Source organism: uncultured Tateyamaria sp. (assembly GCF_947503415.1).
Lineage (GTDB): Bacteria > Pseudomonadota > Alphaproteobacteria > Rhodobacterales > Rhodobacteraceae > Tateyamaria.
Window position 1 is genome coordinate 176,011 of record NZ_CANNDS010000003.1, and the last position, 21,755, is coordinate 197,765.

The window sequence follows — 21,755 nt, forward strand, 5'->3', positions numbered from 1 at the left end:
GTGCGCTGATCCAGTCTTCATCTTGCCAAGAAAACTCCCCCCGGAGGGCCGATCTGCTACAAACCGCTCGGCCTGGCGCATCAAAACGCCCTCGCAATCAGCTCTTTCATGATCTCGTTGGTGCCGCCGTAGATGCGCTGTACTCGCGCATCGGTCCACATCCCACCGATGTCGTAGTCGTTGGTAAAGCCGTAGCCGCCATGGAGTTGCAGGCATTCGTCCAGCACCCAGGCTTGGGTGTCCGTGGTCCAGTATTTGCACATGGCCGCTTTATCGACCGTCAATTCACCGCGGATATGTTCAGCCATGCATTCGTCAAAGAAGGACCGGCTGACCATCGTCTTCGTTTTCGCCTCGGCCAGTTTGAAGCGGGTGTTCTGGAATTGCAGGAGATTGCCGCCGAAGGCTTCGCGGTCCTTGCAATAGGCCAGCGTGCGCTCGACCGCGCCTTCCATGGCGCCCACCGCAGCGCAGGCGATGACCATCCGTTCCTGTGGCAGCTGTTGCATGAGCTGGTAGAAGCCCTGACCTTCGTCCCCGCCGAGGATATTCTCAGGTGCGATTTCCACGTTGTCGAAGAACAGCTCGGACGTGTCTGACGCGTGCATGCCGATCTTATCGAGATTGCGGCCGCGCGCGAAACCGTCGGCGCCATCCGTTTCGACGACCACCAGTGACACGCCTTTGGAGCCCAGAGAGGGGTCGGTCTTGGCCGCGACGATGATCAGGTTGGCGTGTTGCCCATTGGTGATAAAGGTTTTGGAGCCGTTCAATTTGTAGGCGTTGCCGTCCAGAATGGCGCGGGTCTTGATTGCTTGCACGTCGGATCCGGTGGAGGGCTCGGTCATCGCCAGCGCACCGACCAATTCGCCTGTCACCAGCTTGGGCAGCCAGCGCTGTTTCTGATCGTCGGTGCCATAGGACAAAACGTAATGCGCGACGATGCCGGAATGGATGCCGTGACCCCATGCGGCCAAATTGGCGCGAGATGCTTCGATCAGGATTGCGGCTTCGTGGCCAAAGTCACCGCCCGCGCCGCCATATTCTTCGGGGATCGAGGGGCACAAAAGGCCCAACTCACCGGCCTGCGCCCAGGTCGAACGGTCCATCTCGCCCTGCTTGCGCCAGCGGTCAAACTCGGGTGCCCATTCATTGGTGATGAATTGCGCCGTCATATCGGCGATCATTGCGTGTTCTTCGGTCATCCATGTGGATGCGCCGCTTGGCATATCTTTCATATCTCTCCTCCCCAGGAGACGTGTCAGCGTTTGCGCGCCTCCAACTCGGAATTGAACAGCCGCAGGCGGGCCGTCAGGTTTTCCTCGTTCATCACGCTATCGAAATTCTCGAACAGGAACGACAGGGCCTCGCCTTCGTCCAGACCCGCTTCGGCGGCAAACCGCTTGAGGCGGCGATAGCCGTCTTCGGTCATGGCGACGGGAAAGCGGCGGGTGAGGCGAAATCGTTTGGGCAAGGCGGTCTCCATAAAGCGGTAGGGCGGGGTTTTACCCCGCCGCCACCTTAGAAGTTTGCCGCTTCGAGGGCCATCACAGTGTCGGCACCCGATTGGATACGCGTCAGGTGCAGCGCCGTGGCGGGCAGTTGGCGCGCCATGTAGTAGCGGCCCGTTGCCAGTTTGGTCTCGTGGAAGTCGGTGTCCGACGTTCCGTTTGCCAGAGCCGCGCGCGACGCTTTACCCATCTTGGACCACATCAGGCCCAGGCAGACATGGCCGAACATGTGCATGAAGTCGTACGACCCGCTCAGCGCATTGTTCGGGTTCGTCATGCCGTTCTGCATGAAGTACATGCCGGCAGCTTGCAGGTCCTTCGATGCGGCTTTGAGCGGCTCCAGGAACTCGGCGTCATAGGCTTCGTCCTGACCGGAATTCTCCTTGATGAAGCTCTTCACCAGATCAAAGAACGCCATCACGTGCTTGCCGCCGTCCTGCGCCAGCTTGCGGCCCACGAGGTCCAGCGCCTGCACGCCATTGGCCCCTTCGTAGATCATCGCGATGCGAGCGTCGCGGGTGTATTGCGACATGCCCCATTCCTCGATGTAGCCATGCCCGCCATAGACCTGCTGGGCCTTGATGGTGTTGTCGTATCCCACGTCCGTGAGGAAGCCCTTGATGATCGGCGTCAGCAGCGACACGATGCCGTCCGCGTCCTTGTCACCCGCCCGGTGGGCGGCGTCGATCATGGTGGCCCCCCACAGCACGAATGCACGTGCGCCCTCGGCAAAGGACTTCTGATCCATCAGCGAGCGGCGGATATCGGGATGCACGATCAGCGGATCGGCAGGCTTTTCGGGGGCCTTGGCACCGGTCACGTCGCGCCCTTGCAGGCGGTCATTGGCGTATTCGACCGCGTTCTGATATGCGACCTCGGCTTGGGACAGGCCCTGCATGCCGACACCCAGACGCGCTTCGTTCATCATGGTGAACATGGCGCGCATGCCTTTGTGTTCTTCGCCCACAAGGTAGCCCACGGCGTCGTCGTAGTTCATGACGCAGGTGGAGTTGCCGTGAATGCCCATCTTCTCTTCGATGCTGCCAACGGCGACACCGTTGCGCGCGCCGAGCGAGCCGTCTTCGTTCACGAGGAACTTCGGGACGATAAACAGCGACACACCTTTGATGCCTTCGGGGCCGCCTTCGATCTTGGCCAGCACGAGGTGGATGATGTTGTCGGCCATGTCGTGCTCACCGGCGGAGATAAAGATCTTCTGGCCGGAGATTTTGAAGGTGCCGTCGTCCTGTGGGGCCGCCTTGGTGCGCATCAGGCCCAGATCGGTGCCGCAGTGCGGTTCGGTCAGGTTCATGGTGCCGGTCCATTCGCAGGACACCATCTTGGGCAGGTAGATATCTTTCAGCTCTTGGCTGGCGTGGGCCAGGATGGCGCTTGCCGCACCGTGCGTCAGACCCTGATACATAGTGAACGCCATGTTGGCGGAGCTGAACATTTCGCCAACGGCGGTGCCCATGACATACGGCATGTTCTGGCCACCGAATTCCTCAGGCATATCCAGACCGGTCCAGCCGCCTTCTTTCACCTGTTCAAACGCGTCCTTGAACCCGGTGGGGGTGTAGACGACGCCGTTTTCGAGGCGGCAGCCTTCGGTGTCACCGACAACGTTCAGGGGAGCCAGCACTTCGGAGGTCAGCTTGCCCGCCTCGTCGAGGATGGCGGCGGTGAAATCGGCCTCAAGCTCGTCATAGCCGGGGATATCCTGCCCGGTAACGTTCAGAACGTCGTGCAGGATGAATTGCATGTCTTTGGTGGGGGGCGTGTAGCTGGGCATAGGTCTCTCTCCCTTACAGTCAGCGGCGCTTACTCAGCGGCCTTCTTCGTGGTGTTCATGGAGGCGATCATCTTCTCGCCCCACTTCAACTGGTTCTTGAGGTCATCGATGGCCTCTGTCAGCTCGTCGCGTTGACGTTCCATATCATCAAGGCGGTCGCGGGCTATTTCATATGTCCGCGCAAGTTGGGTCTGTTGTTGGTCGCCCATGTCATAGAGGTCCAGCAGTTGGCGGATCTCTTCGAGGCTGAAGCCAAAGCGCTTGCCACGCAGGATCAGCTTCAACCGGGCGCGGTCGCGTTTGGTAAACAGGCGCTTTTGGCCTTCCCGGATTGGGAACAGCAATTCCTTGGCTTCGTAGAAGCGCAATGTCCGCGGCGTGACGTCGAACGCGTCGCACATTTCGCGGATGGTCATGGTTTTATCGGTCATCGGATCACTCGCATATCCTGTTACGGCCACGACATGGGGGAGAGTTGGATTCGATGCAACGGCTAGGTGACGTTGACGTAAGCTGTACGTTACGTCACGAGCAAAGCTGACGTGTTTGTGAAGCACGTCAACCGGGTTGCCGCGCCCTGTCTGACCTTTGTATTTAGCAAAAATTGTCGCGATTTACCTGTGACGCGATCCCCGCATTCTCATCAAATCGTAGCTTTTGGCGGCGTATCTCCTCGCAAGGAGAGATCGCTCATGGCTCAGATCGCACATTACACCTTTGACGATGGGTCCGGCGCGGGCACGCTTGCCGACAGCGCTGGCCCCACATCCGAGGATGGGGTGTATCAGGGGGATGCAACCCCTGACGGGGCTGGGGCAGGCCAGTTCGACGGCGATGGCGACTATGCGGAAGTCCCGGCGGACCCGGCCTTTGGGCTGGACGAAGGCACGGTCATCATCGGCTTTACCCAGGCCAGCGCGTCGCCGGGTGACAGGCCGTTCGGGGACGCCGCTGCGCAGACGCTTTTTTCCGTGGACTCGAAAGGGCTGGATGGCGGCGGCCACTTGACCATTTACATCACTTCGTCCGGTGAGGTTGCAGTGCGCCACCAGACGGACACGGCCGAATACATCTATTCCGGTGGCAATGTTGTTCTGGGCCAGCCTGTAACGCTGGCCTATTCGTGGGGACCGACTGGCAGCCAACTGGTCGTGAACGGCGCGGTCGTGGACAATGGCACCATACCGCTCAGCCTTGCCGGGGATGTCGAACCCATCACAATTGGTGCGTCGCAGGCCAGTTCCGGCGATGGCACGGCCAACAACATGACGGGCTTTTTCCATGGCGAGGTCGAGGATGTTCAGATCCACGACGATGCTGCCGCCGGATCCAGTACGATCATGTGCTTTACCGCCGGGACATGGATACATACGCCCAAAGGTCAGGTGCCCGTTGAACAGTTGGCAGCAGGCGATGTTGTATGGACCTGCGATCATGGCCCGCTGCCCCTTGTGAGCGTGCACAGCCGCACCATCAGCGCCGCGCAAGTGGCAGCCTTCCCCAATCTGCGCCCCATCCGCATTGCCCAACCGGAGGGGGCACCCGACCTGAGCGTGTCACGGCAGCATTGCATCGCCGTCTGGGACGGCCCACGGCAGGTTTTGGTCCGTGCCGCGCATTTGGAAAAGTTCGGCGGGCAGGGCTTCAGTTGCGAAGGGGGCGGTGAGGCCGTGACCTATGTTCATCTTGAATTCGGGGTCCACGCCTTGATTGTCGCCAACGGCATTCTGGCTGAAAGCCTGTTGCCTGACGCGCCTGCCCTGACAGGCCGCCCTTTGCCAGTCTCAAGCCGCGCCTGCCGGCAGGTACTGACTGGCAAACAGGCCCGGATCCTGCTGGACCGGCAACCGCCACGCCTTGTCCGTCCAGAGCTGTTGGCCTACGCCGTTTAGGCTGGATGCCTCCTTTTCCGCGCGGTCACTCTGTATGACGCGTTTCGCGACCGTTCCGCTCGTTCAGGTGATTATCCTGCACCAACACCATGCCAATTGGCCCTTTCTGATCTGTTGATACACATCAAGGGAACGGGGTTTGCCGCCTGCTACGCTTGTGTCACGCAATCATAAGGAGGACCCGACATGTTCAAGAAAATCGTAGTGGGTGTCGACGGATCGGCCACATCGGACAACGCGGTGCGCATTGCATGCGATCTGGCCGGAAAATACGACAGCGACATCTACCTGGTCCACACCCCACAACCGCAGACCGTCGCCTTTGCCATGGGGGCCGTGGCCGGCTACCACGCCGTCACCACGATGCCCAGCCATGATGAGGTGATGGAGGCCGCCAACCGGATCACCAGCGATGCCACGGCGATTGCCAAGGAATGCGGCCGCGAGATTGCAGGCACATTTACGGAGCAAGGCGACCCGGGCGCACATATCATCGAAGCCACGCAAGAGGTGGGCGCGGACCTGATCGTCACCGGACGGCGCGGTTTGGGCAGCATCGGGTCCCTGGTACAGGGCTCTACCAGCCAGCGGGTCAACCACCTTGCCAAATGCGCGACCCTTTCCGTGATCTGAGGCGCGTGGGCGCATATTGCGCCCATTTTGGACCTCAAGGCTGAGGGTCAGGGAACCGAATCCGCTTCCGAATGGTTGGTCAATTGCGCATCAACTATCAGAAGGGGTTCGTCATGAACCGCGTCATCTATCTTGTCGGCCTTGTGGTCATTGTTTTGGCCATCGTCGGCTTCGTCCTCTGATCAAAGCGGGGAGACGGACATACGTGCCCGTCCCCCGGACACGACTTCTTCTATGACGATTGAGTTTGGCTTGGCCGTTGTGGCTCACGCGTCCGCAGTTGTTACGGCTATACTTTTCCCATTAACAGAGAGGTCGGCGGCCAGCGTTTCTGTCGCTGTACTTCTGTGATGCGGGTGGCGTCTCGCTTAATCGAATGCGTTTCCGCTTGTCGACATTCGTGGCAGACGCGAACTGATCATTTCTACATTATCCATCACTGCTAATTGCAATGTAACTCATCACTGTGTGGATCATGCCCCACGGGGCGGGGACGTATCGTGCATCGCCTCGGAGGCCACGGAGAAGCCGCGCAGATTATGTGGCGTCGCTGCCGAGAAGTATATTAAGTCGCGACTGGATGAACGTAAGCTGCGCCTGCATGAAAACAGTGATGACTTTGACTGCTCACGGCGTTGGTATGGCTGGTAACTGTCCGGCTGCTGCGCAAGCACATCGACAAACCGAGACCGGAGCGCGAGTCCTCTCTGGAAGCGGCGCTTAGCTTCCCAGTTCAGTGGCCACGCTGTCGCGCAGGTCCTGAAGTTCCGAGCGGGCGTCTTCCAGCTGCTTGCGCTGTTCGTCCAGTTCCTTCAGCTGCCCATCGGCCAGATCGACCCACGCGCGCATCTGCGCTTCGGTGCCTTCCTTTTCGTAGATCATCAGCCACTGGCGGATGTCTTCCAACTGGAAGCCAAATTTGCGGCCGCGCAGGATCAGCTTCATGCGGGCACGTTCACGCGCGCCGTAAAACCGGGATCGGCCTTCGCGGTCGGGCTGCAAAAGCTCTATATATTCATAATATCGCAGTGTACGCGGCGTTACGTCGAACTGCGCGCACATCTCCTTAAAGCTCAAGCGGTCGTCTGCCATGACTGCCAACATCTCCATCCCTGACCTCCAAGCCTAAGGCGCGTGGGCGAGCCGCGCAACAGGTGCCTTGCCCATGCGGCGTGCAGGACCCATAACGTCAAAGCAGACCGCGCAACGAGGCCATATGTCCGACCCCGACAAACTCAAGCTTGCCCGACAATTCATCGAAGCTATTCCACATTCCCGCGATCTTGGGATGAAGCTGACACAGATGGAAGATGGGGTTGCCGTGATCACCATGCCCTACGACGACCGCCTGATCGGCGACCCCGAAACGGGTGTGATCAGTGGCGGCGCCGTATCGGCCCTTATGGATACGTGCTGCGGGGCGGCGGTGATGAGCCACCCCAAGAACCTTGGCGGCACCGCAACGCTTGATCTGCGCATCGACTACATGCGCGCCGCGACCCCCGGTCAGTCCATCACAACGACGGCCACCTGTTATCACGTGACCCGTTCGGTCGCGTTTGTTCGGGCGACGGCCTGTGATGATGATGGCGACAACCCGGTCGCCACTGCCACGGGCGCTTTCACGGTGGAGGGTACGCGATGAAACGGCCCGAACCCGTCCAAGTGGTCAAGCAACGGCGCGATGCCGCTCTCAAGGCACTGGTCAGCGGCGTGCCCTACATCCAGTACCTCGACATGACCTTTGACCGGCGCGGAGATGAGCTGACCGGCGTGTTGCCCTTCGACGAAAAGCTGATCGGCAACCCGCTCTTGCCCGCGCTGCATGGCGGTGTGACGGCGGCCTTCATGGAAGTGACGGCGGTTGTAACCCTGTCCTGGGCCTATCTGTGGGAGGATATCGAAGCGGGCAGTCTTGATTTCGATCCCGGCGCCGCGTCCCCGATGCCGCGCCTGCCGAAGACGGTGGATTTCTCCGTCGATTACCTGCGCTCGGGCCTGCCACGTGACGCTTATGCCCGCGCCCGGATCAACAGGTCCGGTCGGCGCTATGCGTCCGTCCATGTCGAAGGCTGGCAGGACAACCGGGACCGTCTGTTCGCCCAAGCCACCGGGCATTTCGTCATGCCGCAACGGCGGTAACTTGGAGGCCGTAGACCCAAAGGCCCCGCCCGCACCGCTGACGCACAAGCGGGTGCTCAAGATTGCGCTGCCCATCGTGCTGTCCAACGCCACGGTGCCCATCCTTGGTGCCGTGGACGTGGGCGTGGTGGGACAGATGGGCGAAGCGGCCCCAATCGGCGCCGTGGCCATGGGCGCCATCATCCTGACGACGATCTACTGGATTTTCGGGTTTTTGCGCATGGGCACCGTCAGTTTGGTGGGGCAGGCTGCGGGGGCGGGTGACGACAACGAGGTGTCGGCATGGCTGACGCGCGCATTGCTTGTTGCCGGTGTCGGTGGTGTGAGCCTGATTGTGATGCAGGTTCCGATCTTCTGGGCGGCGTTCCAACTGTCGCCTGCCAGTGCAGAGGTCGAAAGCCTGACCCGCGACTACCTGTTCATCCGCATCTGGACCGCGCCTGCCGCCATCGCCGTCTATGCCTTGACCGGTTGGCTGGTCGCGATGGAGCGGACGGTCAGCGTGTTCTGGGTCCAACTGGTGATGAACGGGGTCAACATCGTCCTGAGTTTTGTCTTTGTGCTGGGTTTCGGTTGGGGTGTGCCGGGGGTGGCCATCGCGACAGTGATCGCGGAAGCCATGGGCGCGGGGCTGGGTCTGTGGTTCTGCCGCGCCGCTTTTGTTCGCCCGGCGTGGCGCGATTGGCCGCGCGTTTTGCGCCGGGCGCAGCTGATCAAGATGGCGCTGTTGAACACTGACATCCTGCTGCGGTCGGCCATGCTGATGATCATCTTTTCCAGCTTCGTCTTTCTGGGCGCACGTTTTGGTGACGTGACGCTGGCCGCAAACGAGGTGCTCATCCAGTTCATGTATATCACCGCGTACGCCATGGACGGCTTTGCCTTTGCCGCCGAGACGTTGATTGCCCGCGCTTACGGTCGCAAGGATCCTGCGCGCGTCCGGCGGTCGTCACTGATGACGGGCATGTGGGGGATGGTGGTGTGCGGCACGACTGCCTTTGCCTTTGCGCTGGCGGGCCCCTGGCTTATCGATGTGATGGCAAAGGATGTCGAGGTGCAGATGGTGGCGCGTGAGTATCTGTGGTGGATGGTGGCGGCCCCGCTTGTGGGCTGTGCGGCGTGGATGTTCGATGGCATTTTCATTGGCGCGGGCCGGGGCCGGGACATGCGCAACATGATGGCGATATCATTTGTTCTGTATTGGCTGGCGGTGCTGACGCTGATGCCGCTGATGGGCAATCATGGGCTGTGGGCGGCGCTGCTGGTGTCGTTCATTGCGCGTGGGGTGACGCTGGGCGCGCGGTATCCGGCATTGGAGCGGGCTGCCGGGTGAGGGACTGGGGCGCTGCCCCAGACCCCGGAGTTTATCTGGCAAGATGAAGATGGATCAGAGCCAGGTCTCTGTCTCAGATCCTACGGCGTCTGTGACGGACTGGTGGCCGTCTTTTTCCAGCTGCGCGTCCACCCCTTCGGCGATGCGCGCGGCGAGGCTGAGACCGCCATAGACAAGGCCCGTGTAAAGCTGCACCGCCGATGCGCCTGCCTTGATCTTGGCATAGGCTTGTTCGGCGGACGCGATGCCGCCGACGCCGATGAGCGGGACGTTGGTGAGCTTGTGCAATTTGGCGAGCACGCGCGTTGATTTGTCGAACAGCGGTTGGCCTGACAGGCCGCCTTTTTCCTGTGCCTGAGGGCTGCGCAGCCCATCCCGATCCAGCGTTGTGTTTGTGGCGATGATCGCGGCCACGCGGGCATCCTCGGCCACCTTGGCGATGTCGGCAAGGTCCTGATCTGTGAGGTCCGGGGCGATTTTCAGGAAAACGGGAATGTTGCCCCGCACCTGCATGACGCCGTCGAGCAGGGCCGCGAGGGCCATTGGGCCTTGCAGGTCGCGCAGTTTTTCGGTGTTGGGGCTGGAAACGTTGACCGTGGCAAAGTCGATATGCGGTGCGCAGTGTTGCAGGACTCGCGCGAAGTCTTCGGCCCGGTTGGCGCTGTCCTTGTTGGCACCGAGGTTCAAGCCCACGGGCACGCCCTTGGGACGTTTGGCGAGGCGCGCCGCGATCGCCTCCATCCCGTCATTGTTGAAGCCGAAGCGGTTGATGGCGGCCGCATCTTCGGTCAGGCGAAAGAGGCGCGGTTTGGGGTTGCCGGGCTGGGGCAGGGGGGTGGCGGCGCCCACCTCGATCCAGCCGAAGCCTGCGCGGCTGAGCGGCGCGATGGCGGTGGCGTTCTTGTCGAACCCTGCAGCAAGACCCACCGGATTGGGCAGGTCCATGCCCGCCAGTGTCGTGCGCAAGCGCGGACTGGTCACAGGGCCGGGCAGCGAAGCAAGAGGCGTGTGCAGCGCTTTCAGCGCCAGCCCGTGCGCCACCTCCGGGTCCAGCTTGCGCAGGCCGCGTGTTCCGATCCGTTCAAGTGCCTGCTTCATCCGAAGGATGCGCCCTGATCGGCCGGTTTGCAGCGAATGAGGCGCGAGGTTTTGACCGCCGCCTGTCGGTGTACCACCGCGCGCTGATAATCGGGGTCCGTGACCATGGCCAGAAACGCGCCAGAGTTGGGATAGCGCGCGATGAACACGGCATCCCATGCCTCGTCCGCGGGGCCGATCAGCACCGTTTCGAACCCGCCGCGCCAGACGATGCTGCCGCCGACCTTTTCCAGAATGGCACCCGTTTGCTTGCCGTAGAGCCCGTAGGCCTGTGCGCCGGTCAGCCCATCACGCGCCAGCTCATGATCACCGGGGTAGTTGGCAAGATCGTTGAAGCGGACAAGGTTCAGCATCTCGATGGGCACATCGCGGGGCAGGTCCTTGAAGGCGGCGAATTGGTCGGCTGTGGGATCGATATGTGTCATGCGTCAAATCCTGCGCCGGCCGGAAACTGGTGTACTCCGTTTTCCAACGGAAGGGGCTGCGCCCAATGCACGTCCGCAAGGCGCATTTCGCGGTAAAGATGCGGGAACTCGGCCCCGCCGCGCGACACTTCCCATTTCAGATCGTCCCCAAGGGCGTCCGCATCGACGGCAATGAGGAACAGATCCTCTTGCTCTGCAAAATGCTTGGCCGCCGTTTCAGCGGCCTGCGCCGCGGTTGAGAAGTGGACATAGCCGTCGGCCGCATCGATGGGCGCACCCGGCGTGGTGCCGTTTTCGCGCAAGGCGGCCCATTCGGGACCGCGAAAAATCTTGTAGATCAGCATGAACGCGTGATGCCGTTTGCCCAAGCGCTGGTCAAGTGGGCGCTGTCATGAACCTGTCGCGTGCTTTCCGTAAGGAACCGCTTTGACTCGGACGGCGGATTGTTGTCACGATGTCGTCATAACCAATATGGGAGACACCAGAATGACCCGATTTTTGATGGGCACTGCTGCACTGGCGCTGAGCGCTGGTATGGCATCCGCCGAATACACGCTGCACATCCTGCACACCAACGACATGCACAGCCGCATTGAATCGATCAACAAGTACGATTCGACCTGTAATGCCGAAGGAGAGGCCGAAGGCGAGTGTTTTGGCGGTGTGGCGCGCGTGAAAACGGCCATTGATGCCAAGAAAGCCAGCTTGGACAACCAGAATGTCGTCGTGCTTGACGCGGGCGACCCGTTCCAGGGGTCGCTGTTCTACACCACCTACAAGGGTGCCGCCGAAGCCGAGTTCATGGAGCAGATGGGCTATCACGCCATGGCCGTGGGCAACCACGAGTTCGACGACGGTCCTCAAGGGTTGGCGGACTTCATCGAGAAGGTCAGCTTCCCGGTGATCTCTGGCAACCTCGATCTGTCGTCGTCGGACGAGCTGAAAGGCAAGGTGCAGAACCATGTCGTGCTTGAGGTGGGCGGCAAGAAGATCGGTGTGATCTCGGCGCTGGCCACGGATACGGTTGAGACCTCCAGCCCCGGCCCGAACGTCGTCTTTCAGGACGAGATCGAAGCACTGCAGGCCGACGTTGCCACGCTGGAAGGCGAGGGCGTCGATATCATCATTGCGCTGAACCACGTGGGCCTGAACAAGGACCTGGCCATTGCCGAAGCCGTGGACGGCATCGACGTGGTGATTGGCGGGCACAGCCACACGTTGATGACCAATGGTGACGATGAAACCCCTGCCTATCCTGAGATGGTGGGCGACACGCCCGTGGCGCAAGCCTATGCCTACACCAAATATCTGGGCCACTTGACCGTGACCTTTGACGACGACGGCAACGTGACGGCGTCCTCCGGTGATCCAATGTTGCTGGATGCGTCGGTTGAGCCAAATGGCGCGTTCACCTCTCGCATCGCTGAAATGGGCGCGCCCATCGAAGAGATGAAAACGCGCGTCGTGGCAGAAGCGGCTGAGGTCATCGAAGGCGGGCGCGACACGTGCCGGGCACAGGAATGCGCCATGGGGTCGCTGATTGCCGATGCGATGCTGGATCGGGTCAAGGATCAGGGGATCGAGATCGCCATTCAGAACGGCGGCGGCATCCGGGCGTCGATTGATGCGGGCGAAGTGACCATGGGCGAAGTGCTGACCGTACTTCCGTTCCAGAACACGCTGTCGACCTTCCAGGTTCCCGGGTCAGCCATTGTGGCAGCACTTGAGAATGGCGTCGGTCAGATCGAGGATGGCGCAGGCCGCTTCCCGCAGGTCGCTGGCATGAGCTATGCCTTTGACACGTCCAAGCCCGCCGGTGAGCGGATCAGCGACGTCATGGTGGGCGGAGCGGCCATCGACATGGACAAGATCTATGGCGTGGTCAGCAACAACTACGTCCGCAATGGTGGTGACGGCTATGCGATGTTCGTGAACGCCGAAAATGCCTATGATTTCGGACCTGACCTTGCCGATGTGACGGCGGAGTATCTGGCGGAAAAAGGGCCGTTCACGCCGTACACCGACGGTCGGATCACAGCCAAGTAAATGGGCGGGGCGCAGGACACCTGCGCCTTACCCGAAACCCTGAAACGCGCGGATCCGGTCTGCGCGTTTTTCTATTCCGCCGCACGACCCGTTGGCATCACGGGCTGCAAGGGCGCAGGATAGGCACTGGCGGCAAATTTCAGCAACTCCGACACGCGTGTCGTGGTGTGGGGAAAGGTGGACAGCGCCTTGACCAGCCAGCGAAAGAACCCGCCGCCATGCCGCTCGCCCTGCTTCACGAAAGCATCGACATTCACCTGATCGGCAATGTCGCTCCCGACCACCAGCTTGACCATGGACTGCACGGCAACATCGATGTCGCCACCAATCATGGCCAGCCCAAGACGGTCGCCGGACAGCTTCAGCGCACGCTCGTACGGGTATAGCAGGATATTGAAGATCGCCAGTTTCTCGACCCCATTGAGGAACGCCTGCAGCCACATGAACCGGTAGTGTTTGGAGGCCAGCGCCCCCACGAAACGCCCGACAAGAAACCGCAATTCGTCATCGTTGTTCTCGGGCCGCATCAATTCCGAATTCAACAGCAGCACCTTCACGTTCAGCAACGGCATCAGCGCCATGTTGTAGGTGCCTTCCTGATAGACGTAGGCTTGGATCGGTTTGGTGTAGCCAAAATACTGCTTGGCATCTTCGATGGCGCGGTGCGCGTCGGGGAAACTCTCTGCCGTGACCAGAATGGTGTTGTTCATGTAGTAGGCCGCAAACATCCTGAGTGAAAACCACAGCACGAACAGCACCAAGGGGGCGATCAGAAGGATCAAACCAAACGATGCGATGGTGAGGGCGGCAACGATGATCCCCAGAGGGATCAGAACGAACAGGGTCACGTAAAACCTTGGTGTTTCCTTGGGATGACGCAGGGCAGATAATTCTTTTCGTGAAATGGGCATGGAATAATCCCTTCGATTGAAACTGTCGGATCGGGCCGCAGGAAATAAGGCGGCTAGGTACGCGGTCGGAAAATATGGACCTGCGATAGTATACCGTGAAATAGGTGATTTTTCTACTTTACCGTTGCGGGGGCGGATCAAGATCCGCCTTACACGCCAGACCGCCATCGGGTAGCGTTGCGCGCATGTGCGGACGATTTTCAGTGACAATGCCCCACGATGCCATGGCACAGCTATTCAATGCCGTGCCTGCCAACGATCTGCCGGACGTACCCAATTACAATGTCTGCCCGACTGACGCGGTGTCCGCCATAAGCTATCTGGACGGGCAACGCAGGCTCGCGCCCATGCGTTGGGGGTTCATCCCGCATTGGTACAAGAAACCCAACGATGGCCCGCTTTTGATCAATGCACGCGCCGAGACGATCGCCGAAAAGCCAGCCTTCCGGGCGGCCTGCCGCGAACGGCGGGCGGTGATGATTGCAACGGGGTTTTACGAATGGACGCGGGACGGAGAGACGCGCCTGCCATGGTACATCACCCGCAGCGACGGGGCACCGCTGGCCTTCGCGGCTGTTTGGCAGGACTGGACGGCAAAGGGATCAGATGATCCGGCGCTGCGAACGGCGGCCATTGTCACCACGAGGGCCAACGCGCCGATGTCAACCATCCACCACCGTATGCCGGTGATCCTTGAACCGGATGACATCGCCCTTTGGCTGGGCGAAAAAGGCAAAGGGGCCGCCGCGCTGATGCGGGCCGCCCCTGAGGAAACCTTGGTCTGGCACCGGGTCGCGACAACGGTCAATTCCAACCGCGCGTCTGGCCCCGAATTGATCGATCCGATCGAGGATTAGTCGAGCGGTGCGGCACCGAAGCTCAAGTTGCCTTCGACAAGGAACGAACCGTCTTCCTCTGACACGGCATCCGCATCGTAGAACGTGGTTTGCACACCCTGTTCCATCACCATCGTCACTGTGCCCTGATCGGCAATCGGGCCGATGGCCCAGCTTGCGTGCTTGGAAACGATGTTGTGTTCGACCCCGGTCAGGTTGGTGAACTTCACCGTGTCGCCATCATCGATATACAGGATCGACGGGAAATAGGCGTCCGGAAGGATCAGGATCTCGTGTTCCGCGGCCGAGACTGCGGTCGCAGCTGTCAGCGTGGCCAGAACGGCTCCAAGTTGCATTGCGCGCTTCATGCCAGCACTCCTTTTGCTTCGGCCCCACCCGAAAAACAGAATCGTATCCGCTGTCTATGCGCGGGAATTGGGGCTGAAATGAGGCGCGGGTGCGACCGGGCTGCGGCGGGTGTGCGTGTTTTGCCCCGCGTCCCGTAGCGATGTCGCATGGTCTTGGGCGCGCAAGCGCATTACATAAGGCCCAAGCCAAAACGATGGAGGACCGCATGAACGCCGAGACAAAGATCCTGAAGCCCAAGGACGCGCCTGACCTTGGCAGCTTTGACTGGTCCGATCCGTTGCGCATGTCCGATCAGCTGTCCGAGGATGAGCGGATGATCCAGGCCTCTGCCCAGGCCTATGCGCAGGAAAAACTGGCCCCCCGTGTGATCAGTGCCTTTGCGGACGAGACGACCGATCCGGGTATTTTCCGCGAAATGGGCGATATGGGACTGCTGGGTGTGACCCTGCCCGAAGAATATGGCGGCCTCGGCGGGTCCTATGTGTCCTACGGCCTTGTCGCGCGCGAGGTCGAGCGGGTCGACAGCGGTTACCGATCGATGATGTCTGTGCAGTCGTCCCTCGTGATTTACCCGATCTATGCTTACGGCTCGGAAGAGCAGCGCAAAAAGTATCTGCCGAAACTCGCTTCCGGCGAATGGATCGGCTGTTTTGGTCTGACCGAACCCGACGCAGGATCGGACCCTGCAGGGATGAAAACAACGGCGAAGAAAACCGACGCGGGCTACGTGTTGAACGGTGCCAAGATGTGGATTTCCAACGCCCCAATCGCGGATGTCTTCGTGATTTGGGCCAAGTCGGAGGCCCATGGCGGCAAAATCCGCGGGTTCGTGCTGGAAAAAGGCATGGCGGGCCTGTCCGCCCCCAAGATCGAGAACAAGCTGTCCCTGCGCGCCTCCATCACCGGCGAGATCGTGATGGAGAACGTGGAAGTGAGCGAAGACGCGTTGTTGCCGGATGTGCAGGGCCTCAAGGGCCCGTTCGGCTGTCTGAACCGCGCCCGCTACGGCATTTCCTGGGGGGCCATGGGCGCTGCGGAGTTCTGTTGGCACGCGGCCCGTCAATACGGTCTGGACCGCAAGCAATTTGGCAAGCCGTTGGCGCAGACACAGCTGTTTCAGAAGAAGCTGGCGGACATGCAGACAGAGATCACGCTTGGTCTGCAAGCGTCTTTGCAAGTGGGACGTTTGATGGATGAAGCCCAGGCCGCGCCCGAGATGATCTCGATCGTCAAGCGCAACAATTGCGGCAAGGCGCTGGAGATTGCCCGTGCGGCGCGCGACATGCATGGCGGCAATGGCATCTCGGGTGAGTTTCAGGTCATGCGCCACATGATGAACCTTGAGACGGTCAACACCTATGAAGGCACCCACGATGTGCATGCCCTGATCCTCGGGCGCGCGCAAACCGGGTTGCAGGCTTTTTTCTGACGCCAGCACTGGGGGTTTTCCACCCCCAGACGCCTGATGTTCTTTGAACAGAAAGTGCGGGGTGCTTGTAAGGTAAGCCTTCCAAGGAAGCAAAGCCGCTTGGTACGCGGACGTGGACCCGCGGCGCGATTCTATGGCTCAATCGCCCGGATGTGGGCTTTGAAATTGCTCCAAGAGTGGGTGTGGGGTGACACCAAGGTGCTCTTATCGCCGCGCCGGATTTGACCAGAGATGAAAATGGTATCGTTCAGCTGCGTCTGCTGCATTGCAGCGCGAATTGGGGTGTCGGACTCTGATCTCACATCCCGAACTGCATTGAAGTGTTTGTTGAAAAACAACCCACAACCTTCTGGAACAGATAGCAAAAAACCGATCCTTTTCGCATAAATGTCAGACGCTAAGATCACTTGCACTGCTGCCCGCACGACCTCGACATTTGTCGGGAATGGATAGGGCTTCGATCAGTTTTGCACACGTGTGCAAAAAACAGTTGCCAAGTCATGGGGCCGGTGTCTAGCCTGAACCGGCAACCTTTTGACCGGGGGGTCTCATGGCGGAAATCCAGCTGCGCAACATCAACAAGCGGTGGGGATCATTTGTGGGGGTCGACAATTTTGACCTGACCATCGGGGACGAGGAATTTCTGGTGCTGCTGGGTCCCTCGGGCTGCGGCAAGACCACAACCATGCGCATGATTGCGGGCCTCGAGGATGCGACCGAGGGCGACATCATGATCGACGGCAAGCGCGTCAATGATCTGGACCCCAAGGACCGCGATGTGGCGATGGTGTTCCAGTCTTACGGCCTTTATCCGCACCTCAACGTCTACGAAAACATCCGCTTTCCGCTGAAGGTCCGCAAGGTGGACCCGTCCACCCATGACGAACGGGTGCGCCGTGCATCTGCCATGGTGGAGCTGGACGAGTTCCTGCACCGCAAACCCGCTGAACTCTCCGGCGGCCAACGTCAGCGCGTGGCCCTGGCCCGTGCCATCGTGCGCGAACCCAACGTGTTCCTGATGGACGAACCACTTTCCAACCTGGATGCCAAGCTGCGTGTGTCCACCCGCGCCCAGATCAAGAACCTCAGCCACGAATTAAAGGTCACAACTGTCTACGTCACCCACGACCAGATCGAGGCGATGACATTGGCCGACCGCGTGGTCGTGATGAAGCAGGGCAAGGTGCAACAGGTTGGTACGCCGACGGAAATCTACGACCGGCCCGCCAATACCTTTGTCGCCAGCTTTATCGGCTCCCCAGCCATGAACCTGATGGAAGGTACCATGGCGGGCGGCACCTTCACCGGAGACAACGTCACAATCAACGGGCTGAACGCACCCGATGGTCCCGCGACACTGGGCTTCCGCGCAGAAGATGCGGCGCTGGCGGAGGAGGGCGGGCAGATCACCGCGCCCATCTACACCATCGAACTTTTGGGCGACGCCACCATGCTTACCGTCCGTGCGGGCGGGCAGTTGGTGTCGATCAAGGCGCACAAGGAATACCGGGCGCAGATTGGCGACACCGTCTCTTTCTCCGTTCCTGCGGGCATCTGCCACGCATTCTCATCCTCTTCCGGCGAACGCCTCGCCTGAGGACACTGGCCGCCCGGGGGCACCGGGGCGGCCCAACATCAGCCAGTGCAGGCTTGCAAGATGCACTGGCGCCAAACGCAACAGGGAGTTTGCACATGTATTTGAAGAAACTGGCACTGGCGGGCGCTGTCTCGCTTCTGGGGACCACGGCCTTTGCCGCGTGTTCCTATGAAAACGACGTGCCGCTGAAGTCGCTGAGCGCGGGTTTTGAAGCGTGGAAAGCCGTGACGGACGCCATGGCGGAGTGCGGCAACTTCCAGGCCGAACTGGATCAGGAATTCCGCACCAAGCAGCCAGCGGCCTTTGAAGCCAACCCATCGCTCTATCACATCGGTGGCGTGTCGAACGGGACCATCACGCCGCTGCTGAACGCGGAAACCATCCGGCCCCTGGATGATCTGGTTGCCAAGTATGGTCAGAACCTGTCGCCCAACCAGCTGATCCGCGTGGACGGTCAGATCATGGCCGTCGCCATGATGGTGAACACACAGCACCTGATGTACCGCGAGGATATCTTTGCCGATCTGGGCATCGAGACACCCTCCACATGGGACGAAGTGTTCGCGGCCGCTGCCAAGATCGAGGAAGCGGGTGTTGTGGATCACGCCATTGGTGCGACCATGAAATCCGGTTGGAACCTCGCGCAGGAATTCGTGAACATGTATCCCGGTTTCGGTGGGGTGTTCTTCAATGACGACAACACCACAGCCGTGAATTCCGACGCGGGCATGAAGGCGTTGGCGACCATGCAGGCGACGCTGGAATACACGGACCCAGAGGTTCTGGTCAGCGACAGCACTTACGTGCAGCAGCAATTCCAGCAGGGCAAGATCGCCATGGCAAACCTGTGGGCATCCCGCGCCGGTGCCATGAATGACGAAGCCGAAAGCCAGGTTGTGGGCAAGGTCAAGATGGCCGCCGCTCCGCTCGCCATGGATGGTGGCGCACCTGCCACGACCCTGTGGTGGGACGGCATCGTGATCGCCGCCAACATCACGGATGAAGAGGCTGACGCCGCCTTCCGTCTGGCGATGGAAGGTCTGGACACAGAGATGGTGCAGGGTGCCAACGAGGCGGCCATCTGGCTGGTGAACGGCTATCAGCCCGGCCCACTGGCCGAAGGCGCGATTGCCACGGCGACTGCGAACCCCGCACCGCCTGCGTATCCGTCCACCACGCAGATGGGCCTGCTGCACACGGCTCTGGGCAACGAGTTGCCCGCTTTCCTGACGGGCGAGCGTGATGCAGCGGCGACGCTTGTGGCCGTCGAAGAAGCCTACACCACCTCGGCCAAAGAGGCTGGCGTGCTGGAATAAGCACTTTTGGCTGGCCGGGGGGGTGCCCTCGGCCAGCCGTTTCTCAGGGGGACAGATGACACAGGACCACGATCATATCGTTGCGGGCGGTGGCTCTGCTGGATGCGCGGTGGCTGCGCGTCTTGCCGAACGACCGGGTGCACGGGTCCGGGTGCTTGACGGCAAGGCCGCCGCGTCCGTCAGAGCGCCTTCACCGTTCCATCGCTACAAGAGGACTGACGCATGAAGTTCAAGACCTTCTTTTGGTTCGTGGCGCCGTCGGTGTTCATGATGCTGCTCTTCATCGCGGCCCCTCTGATCTCGGTCTTTATCCAGTCCTTTCAGATCACCCAGCCGGTCATGCAGCAGGTCGAGGTTGAAACCTGCACACCCGGCTTCCTCACCCAGACCTGCGTGACGGAAACCAAGACGGTGCCCATCATTGACGAGGCCACCGGGCGGACCCAGACGACGACGGAGTGGGTTGGCTTTCAAAGCTATCAGAACGTGCTGCAAATGGACAAGTTCTGGTCCGCCATCGGATCGGGCAACTGGGGCGACATCCTTCAAATCGACTTCTGGAAGGCGCTGCGCTTTACCCTGATGTTCACGCTGGTGACGCTGCCGTTGGTGGTGGGCGTGGGTCTGATGATCGCTTTGGCTGTCAACAACGCCGCCAAGTCCTTGCGCGGCCCGGTCATCTTCGTGTCACTCCTGCCCTTCATCATCACGCCGGTCATCGGGTCGCTGTCGATCTACTGGCTCTTTGTGGGCGACGGCATTCTGACGGCCACACTGGAGCGCTGGACGGGGCAGGACATCGCCATGTTCGCACAGGCTTGGACCATCGAGCTGCTGATGTACTTTTACCGTGTCTGGCACGTGGCTCCCTTCGCCTTCGTGATTTTTTATGCGGGCCTGCAAACGGTCAACATGGACACGCTGGAAAGCGCCATCATCGACGGTGCCAACCGGTTCGAACGGCTGCGCTATGTGATCGTGCCGCACCTGATGCCGCTGATCATCTTCATTGCCCTCATTCACCTGATGGACTGCTACCGCGTCTTTGACGAGATCATCGGCTTCCGCTCTCAGGCACATGTCATCTCGCTGCAATGGCTGACCTTCGACTTCCTCACACCGGATGACGCGGGCAACCGGGCGATCAGCCGGGCGGCGGCATCGGCCATGCTGACCATGGTGGGCATCGTGATCCTGCTGATCCTGCCGCTGCGCCGCACATGGCGCGACCACAAGCGAGGGGCGCACTGATGTCCTCTAAGGCCACTGCACAACCGCTCTCGCTCAAGATTGCGTCCGGCGCGTTCCTCGCTTTCTGGTGCCTGATCGCGGCCTTCCCCATCGTGTGGATCGCCGTGATGAGCGTGAAATCCCCGCGCGATGCGTTCGCGGCCAGCGCATGGGACGTGATCACCGGCCCCGCCACCCGGGCGGCAGGCAACGGGCTGAGCGTCATCGACATCGCACTCGGCCTGGTGTTTCTCTACTTCACCGTCCGCTGGGCCTTTACCCGATTGCCCGGCATGGTCGCGCAGTTCTCGCCCCCCGGTTTCATCGTGCTGGGGTGGCTGGTTGGGGCTTTGGCCTATGGGCTGGTGTTCGTGCTGATCTTCTTCGGTGTGCTGCCTTACGTCTTTGGTGCGTTGAACAGTATCGCAGGTCCTCTCGGCACCCCCATCCTGGGTCTGACCACGGAGCATTACGTGGCGGTCTGGGGCGAAAACCAGTTCTACCGCAACTTCATCAACTCGATGATCGTGACCGCGGGCGTCGTCACCGTGTCGCTCACGGTGGGCACATTGGCGGGGTATGGCCTCGCACGCTCGGGCTCCAATCTCGCTTTCTGGCTGCTGATCATCGCGCTTGTGTTCCGCGCCCTACCACACTCGGTGCTGGTGGCGGGCTACCTGCCGTGGTTCATCAACTCTGCCGAAATCCTGCGCCCAATCCTCGGTGATCTCAGCCCCACACTCTACGGCCAACCATGGGCGATCATCGCAGTGCTGGTGGCCATCAACCAACCTTTTACAATCTGGATGCTGCGGTCGTTCTTCCAGAATATCCCAGCCGAACTGGACGAGGCGGCACGGGTAGACGGCTGTTCCCACTTTCAGGCGTTCCGGCGGGTGATCATGCCGGTCATGTGGCCGGGGGTAATCACAACCGGCCTCTTTTCGTTCCTGCTGGGCTACAACGATTTCTTGGTCACGGCCCTGCTGCTCGACGCTCAGAACCAAACAATGGTCCCGGCCATTGCGGGCTACTTCAACCGCGAAACCACGACCACCGATCAGGTCGAAGCGGTCGCGGCGGCGGTATCCATCACGGCGCCCCTGTTCCTTCTGGTCATGGTCTTTCAACGCCAGATCGTGTCGGGGCTGACGGCAGGCGCGGTGAAGGGGTGATGGTTTCTTCTGGCTAAAAA

General features: G+C 60.6%; 23 protein-coding genes. 13 read left to right on the forward strand and 10 right to left on the reverse strand.

The window, feature by feature from the left end; genetic code table 11:
* Positions 1–80 precede the first annotated feature (80 nt).
* Genes Q1A32_RS17445 through Q1A32_RS17460 form a run of 4 tightly spaced genes read right to left on the reverse strand, consistent with a single transcriptional unit; the run spans position 81 to position 3,734 of the window.
* Positions 81–1,229: an acyl-CoA dehydrogenase family protein gene (locus Q1A32_RS17445; protein ID WP_299656705.1), complete on the reverse strand. Its 1,149-nt coding sequence runs from the start codon at positions 1,227–1,229 to the stop codon at positions 81–83.
* Between the two features lie 32 nt (positions 1,230–1,261).
* Positions 1,262–1,474, reverse strand: coding sequence for a hypothetical protein (locus tag Q1A32_RS17450; protein WP_299201830.1), 213 nt, complete (start codon positions 1,472–1,474; stop codon positions 1,262–1,264).
* Between the two features lie 47 nt (positions 1,475–1,521).
* Entirely contained in the window at positions 1,522–3,303 is a 1,782-nt protein-coding gene (locus tag Q1A32_RS17455; protein WP_299656033.1) for an acyl-CoA dehydrogenase C-terminal domain-containing protein, read from the reverse strand.
* Positions 3,304–3,332: 29 nt separating this feature from the next.
* On the reverse strand, positions 3,333–3,734 hold the full coding sequence (locus tag Q1A32_RS17460; protein WP_299614736.1) for a MerR family DNA-binding transcriptional regulator: 402 nt from the start codon (positions 3,732–3,734) through the stop codon (positions 3,333–3,335).
* A gap of 261 nt (positions 3,735–3,995) precedes the next feature.
* Between Q1A32_RS17460 and Q1A32_RS17465 the strand changes: the two genes are divergently transcribed.
* Together Q1A32_RS17465 and Q1A32_RS17470 are read left to right on the forward strand one after the other, a co-directional pair.
* Positions 3,996–5,195, forward strand: a complete 1,200-nt coding sequence (locus Q1A32_RS17465) for a Hint domain-containing protein (RefSeq protein ID WP_299656036.1) — start codon at positions 3,996–3,998, stop codon at positions 5,193–5,195.
* A 186-nt stretch (positions 5,196–5,381) separates the two neighbouring features.
* Entirely contained in the window at positions 5,382–5,828 is a 447-nt protein-coding gene (locus Q1A32_RS17470) for a universal stress protein (protein ID WP_299656040.1), read from the forward strand.
* Between the two features lie 720 nt (positions 5,829–6,548).
* Here Q1A32_RS17470 and Q1A32_RS17475 read toward each other — a convergent pair.
* Entirely contained in the window at positions 6,549–6,920 is a 372-nt protein-coding gene (locus Q1A32_RS17475) for a MerR family DNA-binding transcriptional regulator (RefSeq protein ID WP_299615485.1), read from the reverse strand.
* 124 nt (positions 6,921–7,044) lie between these two features.
* Here Q1A32_RS17475 and Q1A32_RS17480 point away from each other — a divergent pair, with 124 nt between their 5' ends.
* Genes Q1A32_RS17480 through Q1A32_RS17490 form a run of 3 tightly spaced genes read left to right on the forward strand, consistent with a single transcriptional unit; the run spans position 7,045 to position 9,303 of the window.
* Positions 7,045–7,473 (forward strand): PaaI family thioesterase, encoded by a 429-nt coding sequence (locus Q1A32_RS17480; protein ID WP_299656043.1) that lies wholly within the window; start codon positions 7,045–7,047, stop codon positions 7,471–7,473.
* The gene (locus tag Q1A32_RS17485; protein ID WP_299656046.1) at positions 7,470–7,970 is read left to right on the forward strand and encodes a PaaI family thioesterase; all 501 of its coding nucleotides are present in this window, start codon (positions 7,470–7,472) and stop codon (positions 7,968–7,970) included. Before Q1A32_RS17480 ends, Q1A32_RS17485 begins: the two co-directional genes overlap by 4 nt.
* Position 7,971: 1 nt before the next feature.
* Complete coding sequence (locus Q1A32_RS17490; protein WP_299656049.1) at positions 7,972–9,303, forward strand: MATE family efflux transporter; 1,332 nt, start codon at positions 7,972–7,974, stop codon at positions 9,301–9,303.
* A gap of 54 nt (positions 9,304–9,357) precedes the next feature.
* Here Q1A32_RS17490 and Q1A32_RS17495 read toward each other — a convergent pair whose 3' ends face one another.
* The 3 genes from Q1A32_RS17495 to Q1A32_RS17505 are packed head-to-tail and all read right to left on the reverse strand — an operon-like array spanning position 9,358 to position 11,170.
* The gene (locus Q1A32_RS17495; protein WP_299656052.1) at positions 9,358–10,401 is read right to left on the reverse strand and encodes a quinone-dependent dihydroorotate dehydrogenase; all 1,044 of its coding nucleotides are present in this window, start codon (positions 10,399–10,401) and stop codon (positions 9,358–9,360) included.
* Complete coding sequence (locus Q1A32_RS17500; RefSeq protein WP_299656055.1) at positions 10,398–10,826, reverse strand: DUF1330 domain-containing protein; 429 nt, start codon at positions 10,824–10,826, stop codon at positions 10,398–10,400. The genes Q1A32_RS17495 and Q1A32_RS17500 overlap by 4 nt, the downstream gene beginning before the upstream one ends.
* The gene (locus Q1A32_RS17505) at positions 10,823–11,170 is read right to left on the reverse strand and encodes a DUF952 domain-containing protein (RefSeq protein ID WP_299656058.1); all 348 of its coding nucleotides are present in this window, start codon (positions 11,168–11,170) and stop codon (positions 10,823–10,825) included. Before Q1A32_RS17505 ends, Q1A32_RS17500 begins: the two co-directional genes overlap by 4 nt.
* Positions 11,171–11,312: 142 nt before the next feature.
* On the opposite strand from Q1A32_RS17505, the gene Q1A32_RS17510 reads away from it, so the two are divergent.
* The gene (locus Q1A32_RS17510) at positions 11,313–12,872 is read left to right on the forward strand and encodes a bifunctional UDP-sugar hydrolase/5'-nucleotidase (protein ID WP_299656061.1); all 1,560 of its coding nucleotides are present in this window, start codon (positions 11,313–11,315) and stop codon (positions 12,870–12,872) included.
* 71 nt (positions 12,873–12,943) lie between these two features.
* Here the strand turns inward: Q1A32_RS17510 and Q1A32_RS17515 are convergent, their stop codons facing one another.
* Positions 12,944–13,783: a M48 family metallopeptidase gene (locus tag Q1A32_RS17515; protein ID WP_299656064.1), complete on the reverse strand. Its 840-nt coding sequence runs from the start codon at positions 13,781–13,783 to the stop codon at positions 12,944–12,946.
* A 185-nt stretch (positions 13,784–13,968) separates the two neighbouring features.
* Here Q1A32_RS17515 and Q1A32_RS17520 point away from each other — a divergent pair, with 185 nt between their 5' ends.
* Positions 13,969–14,640, forward strand: a complete 672-nt coding sequence (locus tag Q1A32_RS17520; RefSeq protein ID WP_299656067.1) for an SOS response-associated peptidase — start codon at positions 13,969–13,971, stop codon at positions 14,638–14,640.
* Here Q1A32_RS17520 and Q1A32_RS17525 read toward each other — a convergent pair.
* On the reverse strand, positions 14,637–14,987 hold the full coding sequence (locus Q1A32_RS17525; RefSeq protein ID WP_299614759.1) for a hypothetical protein: 351 nt from the start codon (positions 14,985–14,987) through the stop codon (positions 14,637–14,639). The two genes, Q1A32_RS17520 and Q1A32_RS17525, sit on opposite strands and share 4 nt — an antisense overlap.
* A gap of 206 nt (positions 14,988–15,193) precedes the next feature.
* On the opposite strand from Q1A32_RS17525, the gene Q1A32_RS17530 reads away from it, so the two are divergent.
* The 6 genes from Q1A32_RS17530 to Q1A32_RS17555 all read left to right on the forward strand — a co-directional run bounded on the left by Q1A32_RS17530 (position 15,194) and on the right by Q1A32_RS17555 (position 21,735).
* Complete coding sequence (locus tag Q1A32_RS17530) at positions 15,194–16,417, forward strand: acyl-CoA dehydrogenase (RefSeq protein ID WP_299656070.1); 1,224 nt, start codon at positions 15,194–15,196, stop codon at positions 16,415–16,417.
* Positions 16,418–16,967: 550 nt separating this feature from the next.
* The gene (locus tag Q1A32_RS17535; RefSeq protein WP_299656073.1) at positions 16,968–18,014 is read left to right on the forward strand and encodes an ABC transporter ATP-binding protein; all 1,047 of its coding nucleotides are present in this window, start codon (positions 16,968–16,970) and stop codon (positions 18,012–18,014) included.
* A 95-nt stretch (positions 18,015–18,109) separates the two neighbouring features.
* On the forward strand, positions 18,110–19,330 hold the full coding sequence (locus tag Q1A32_RS17540) for an ABC transporter substrate-binding protein (protein ID WP_299656076.1): 1,221 nt from the start codon (positions 18,110–18,112) through the stop codon (positions 19,328–19,330).
* Between the two features lie 55 nt (positions 19,331–19,385).
* The gene (locus tag Q1A32_RS17545) at positions 19,386–19,556 is read left to right on the forward strand and encodes an NAD(P)-binding protein (RefSeq protein WP_299656079.1); all 171 of its coding nucleotides are present in this window, start codon (positions 19,386–19,388) and stop codon (positions 19,554–19,556) included.
* The gene (locus tag Q1A32_RS17550; protein ID WP_299656082.1) at positions 19,553–20,581 is read left to right on the forward strand and encodes a carbohydrate ABC transporter permease; all 1,029 of its coding nucleotides are present in this window, start codon (positions 19,553–19,555) and stop codon (positions 20,579–20,581) included. The genes Q1A32_RS17545 and Q1A32_RS17550 overlap by 4 nt, the downstream gene beginning before the upstream one ends.
* Positions 20,578–21,735, forward strand: a complete 1,158-nt coding sequence (locus tag Q1A32_RS17555; protein WP_299656708.1) for a carbohydrate ABC transporter permease — start codon at positions 20,578–20,580, stop codon at positions 21,733–21,735. The genes Q1A32_RS17550 and Q1A32_RS17555 overlap by 4 nt, the downstream gene beginning before the upstream one ends.
* Positions 21,736–21,755: the final 20 nt, after the last annotated feature.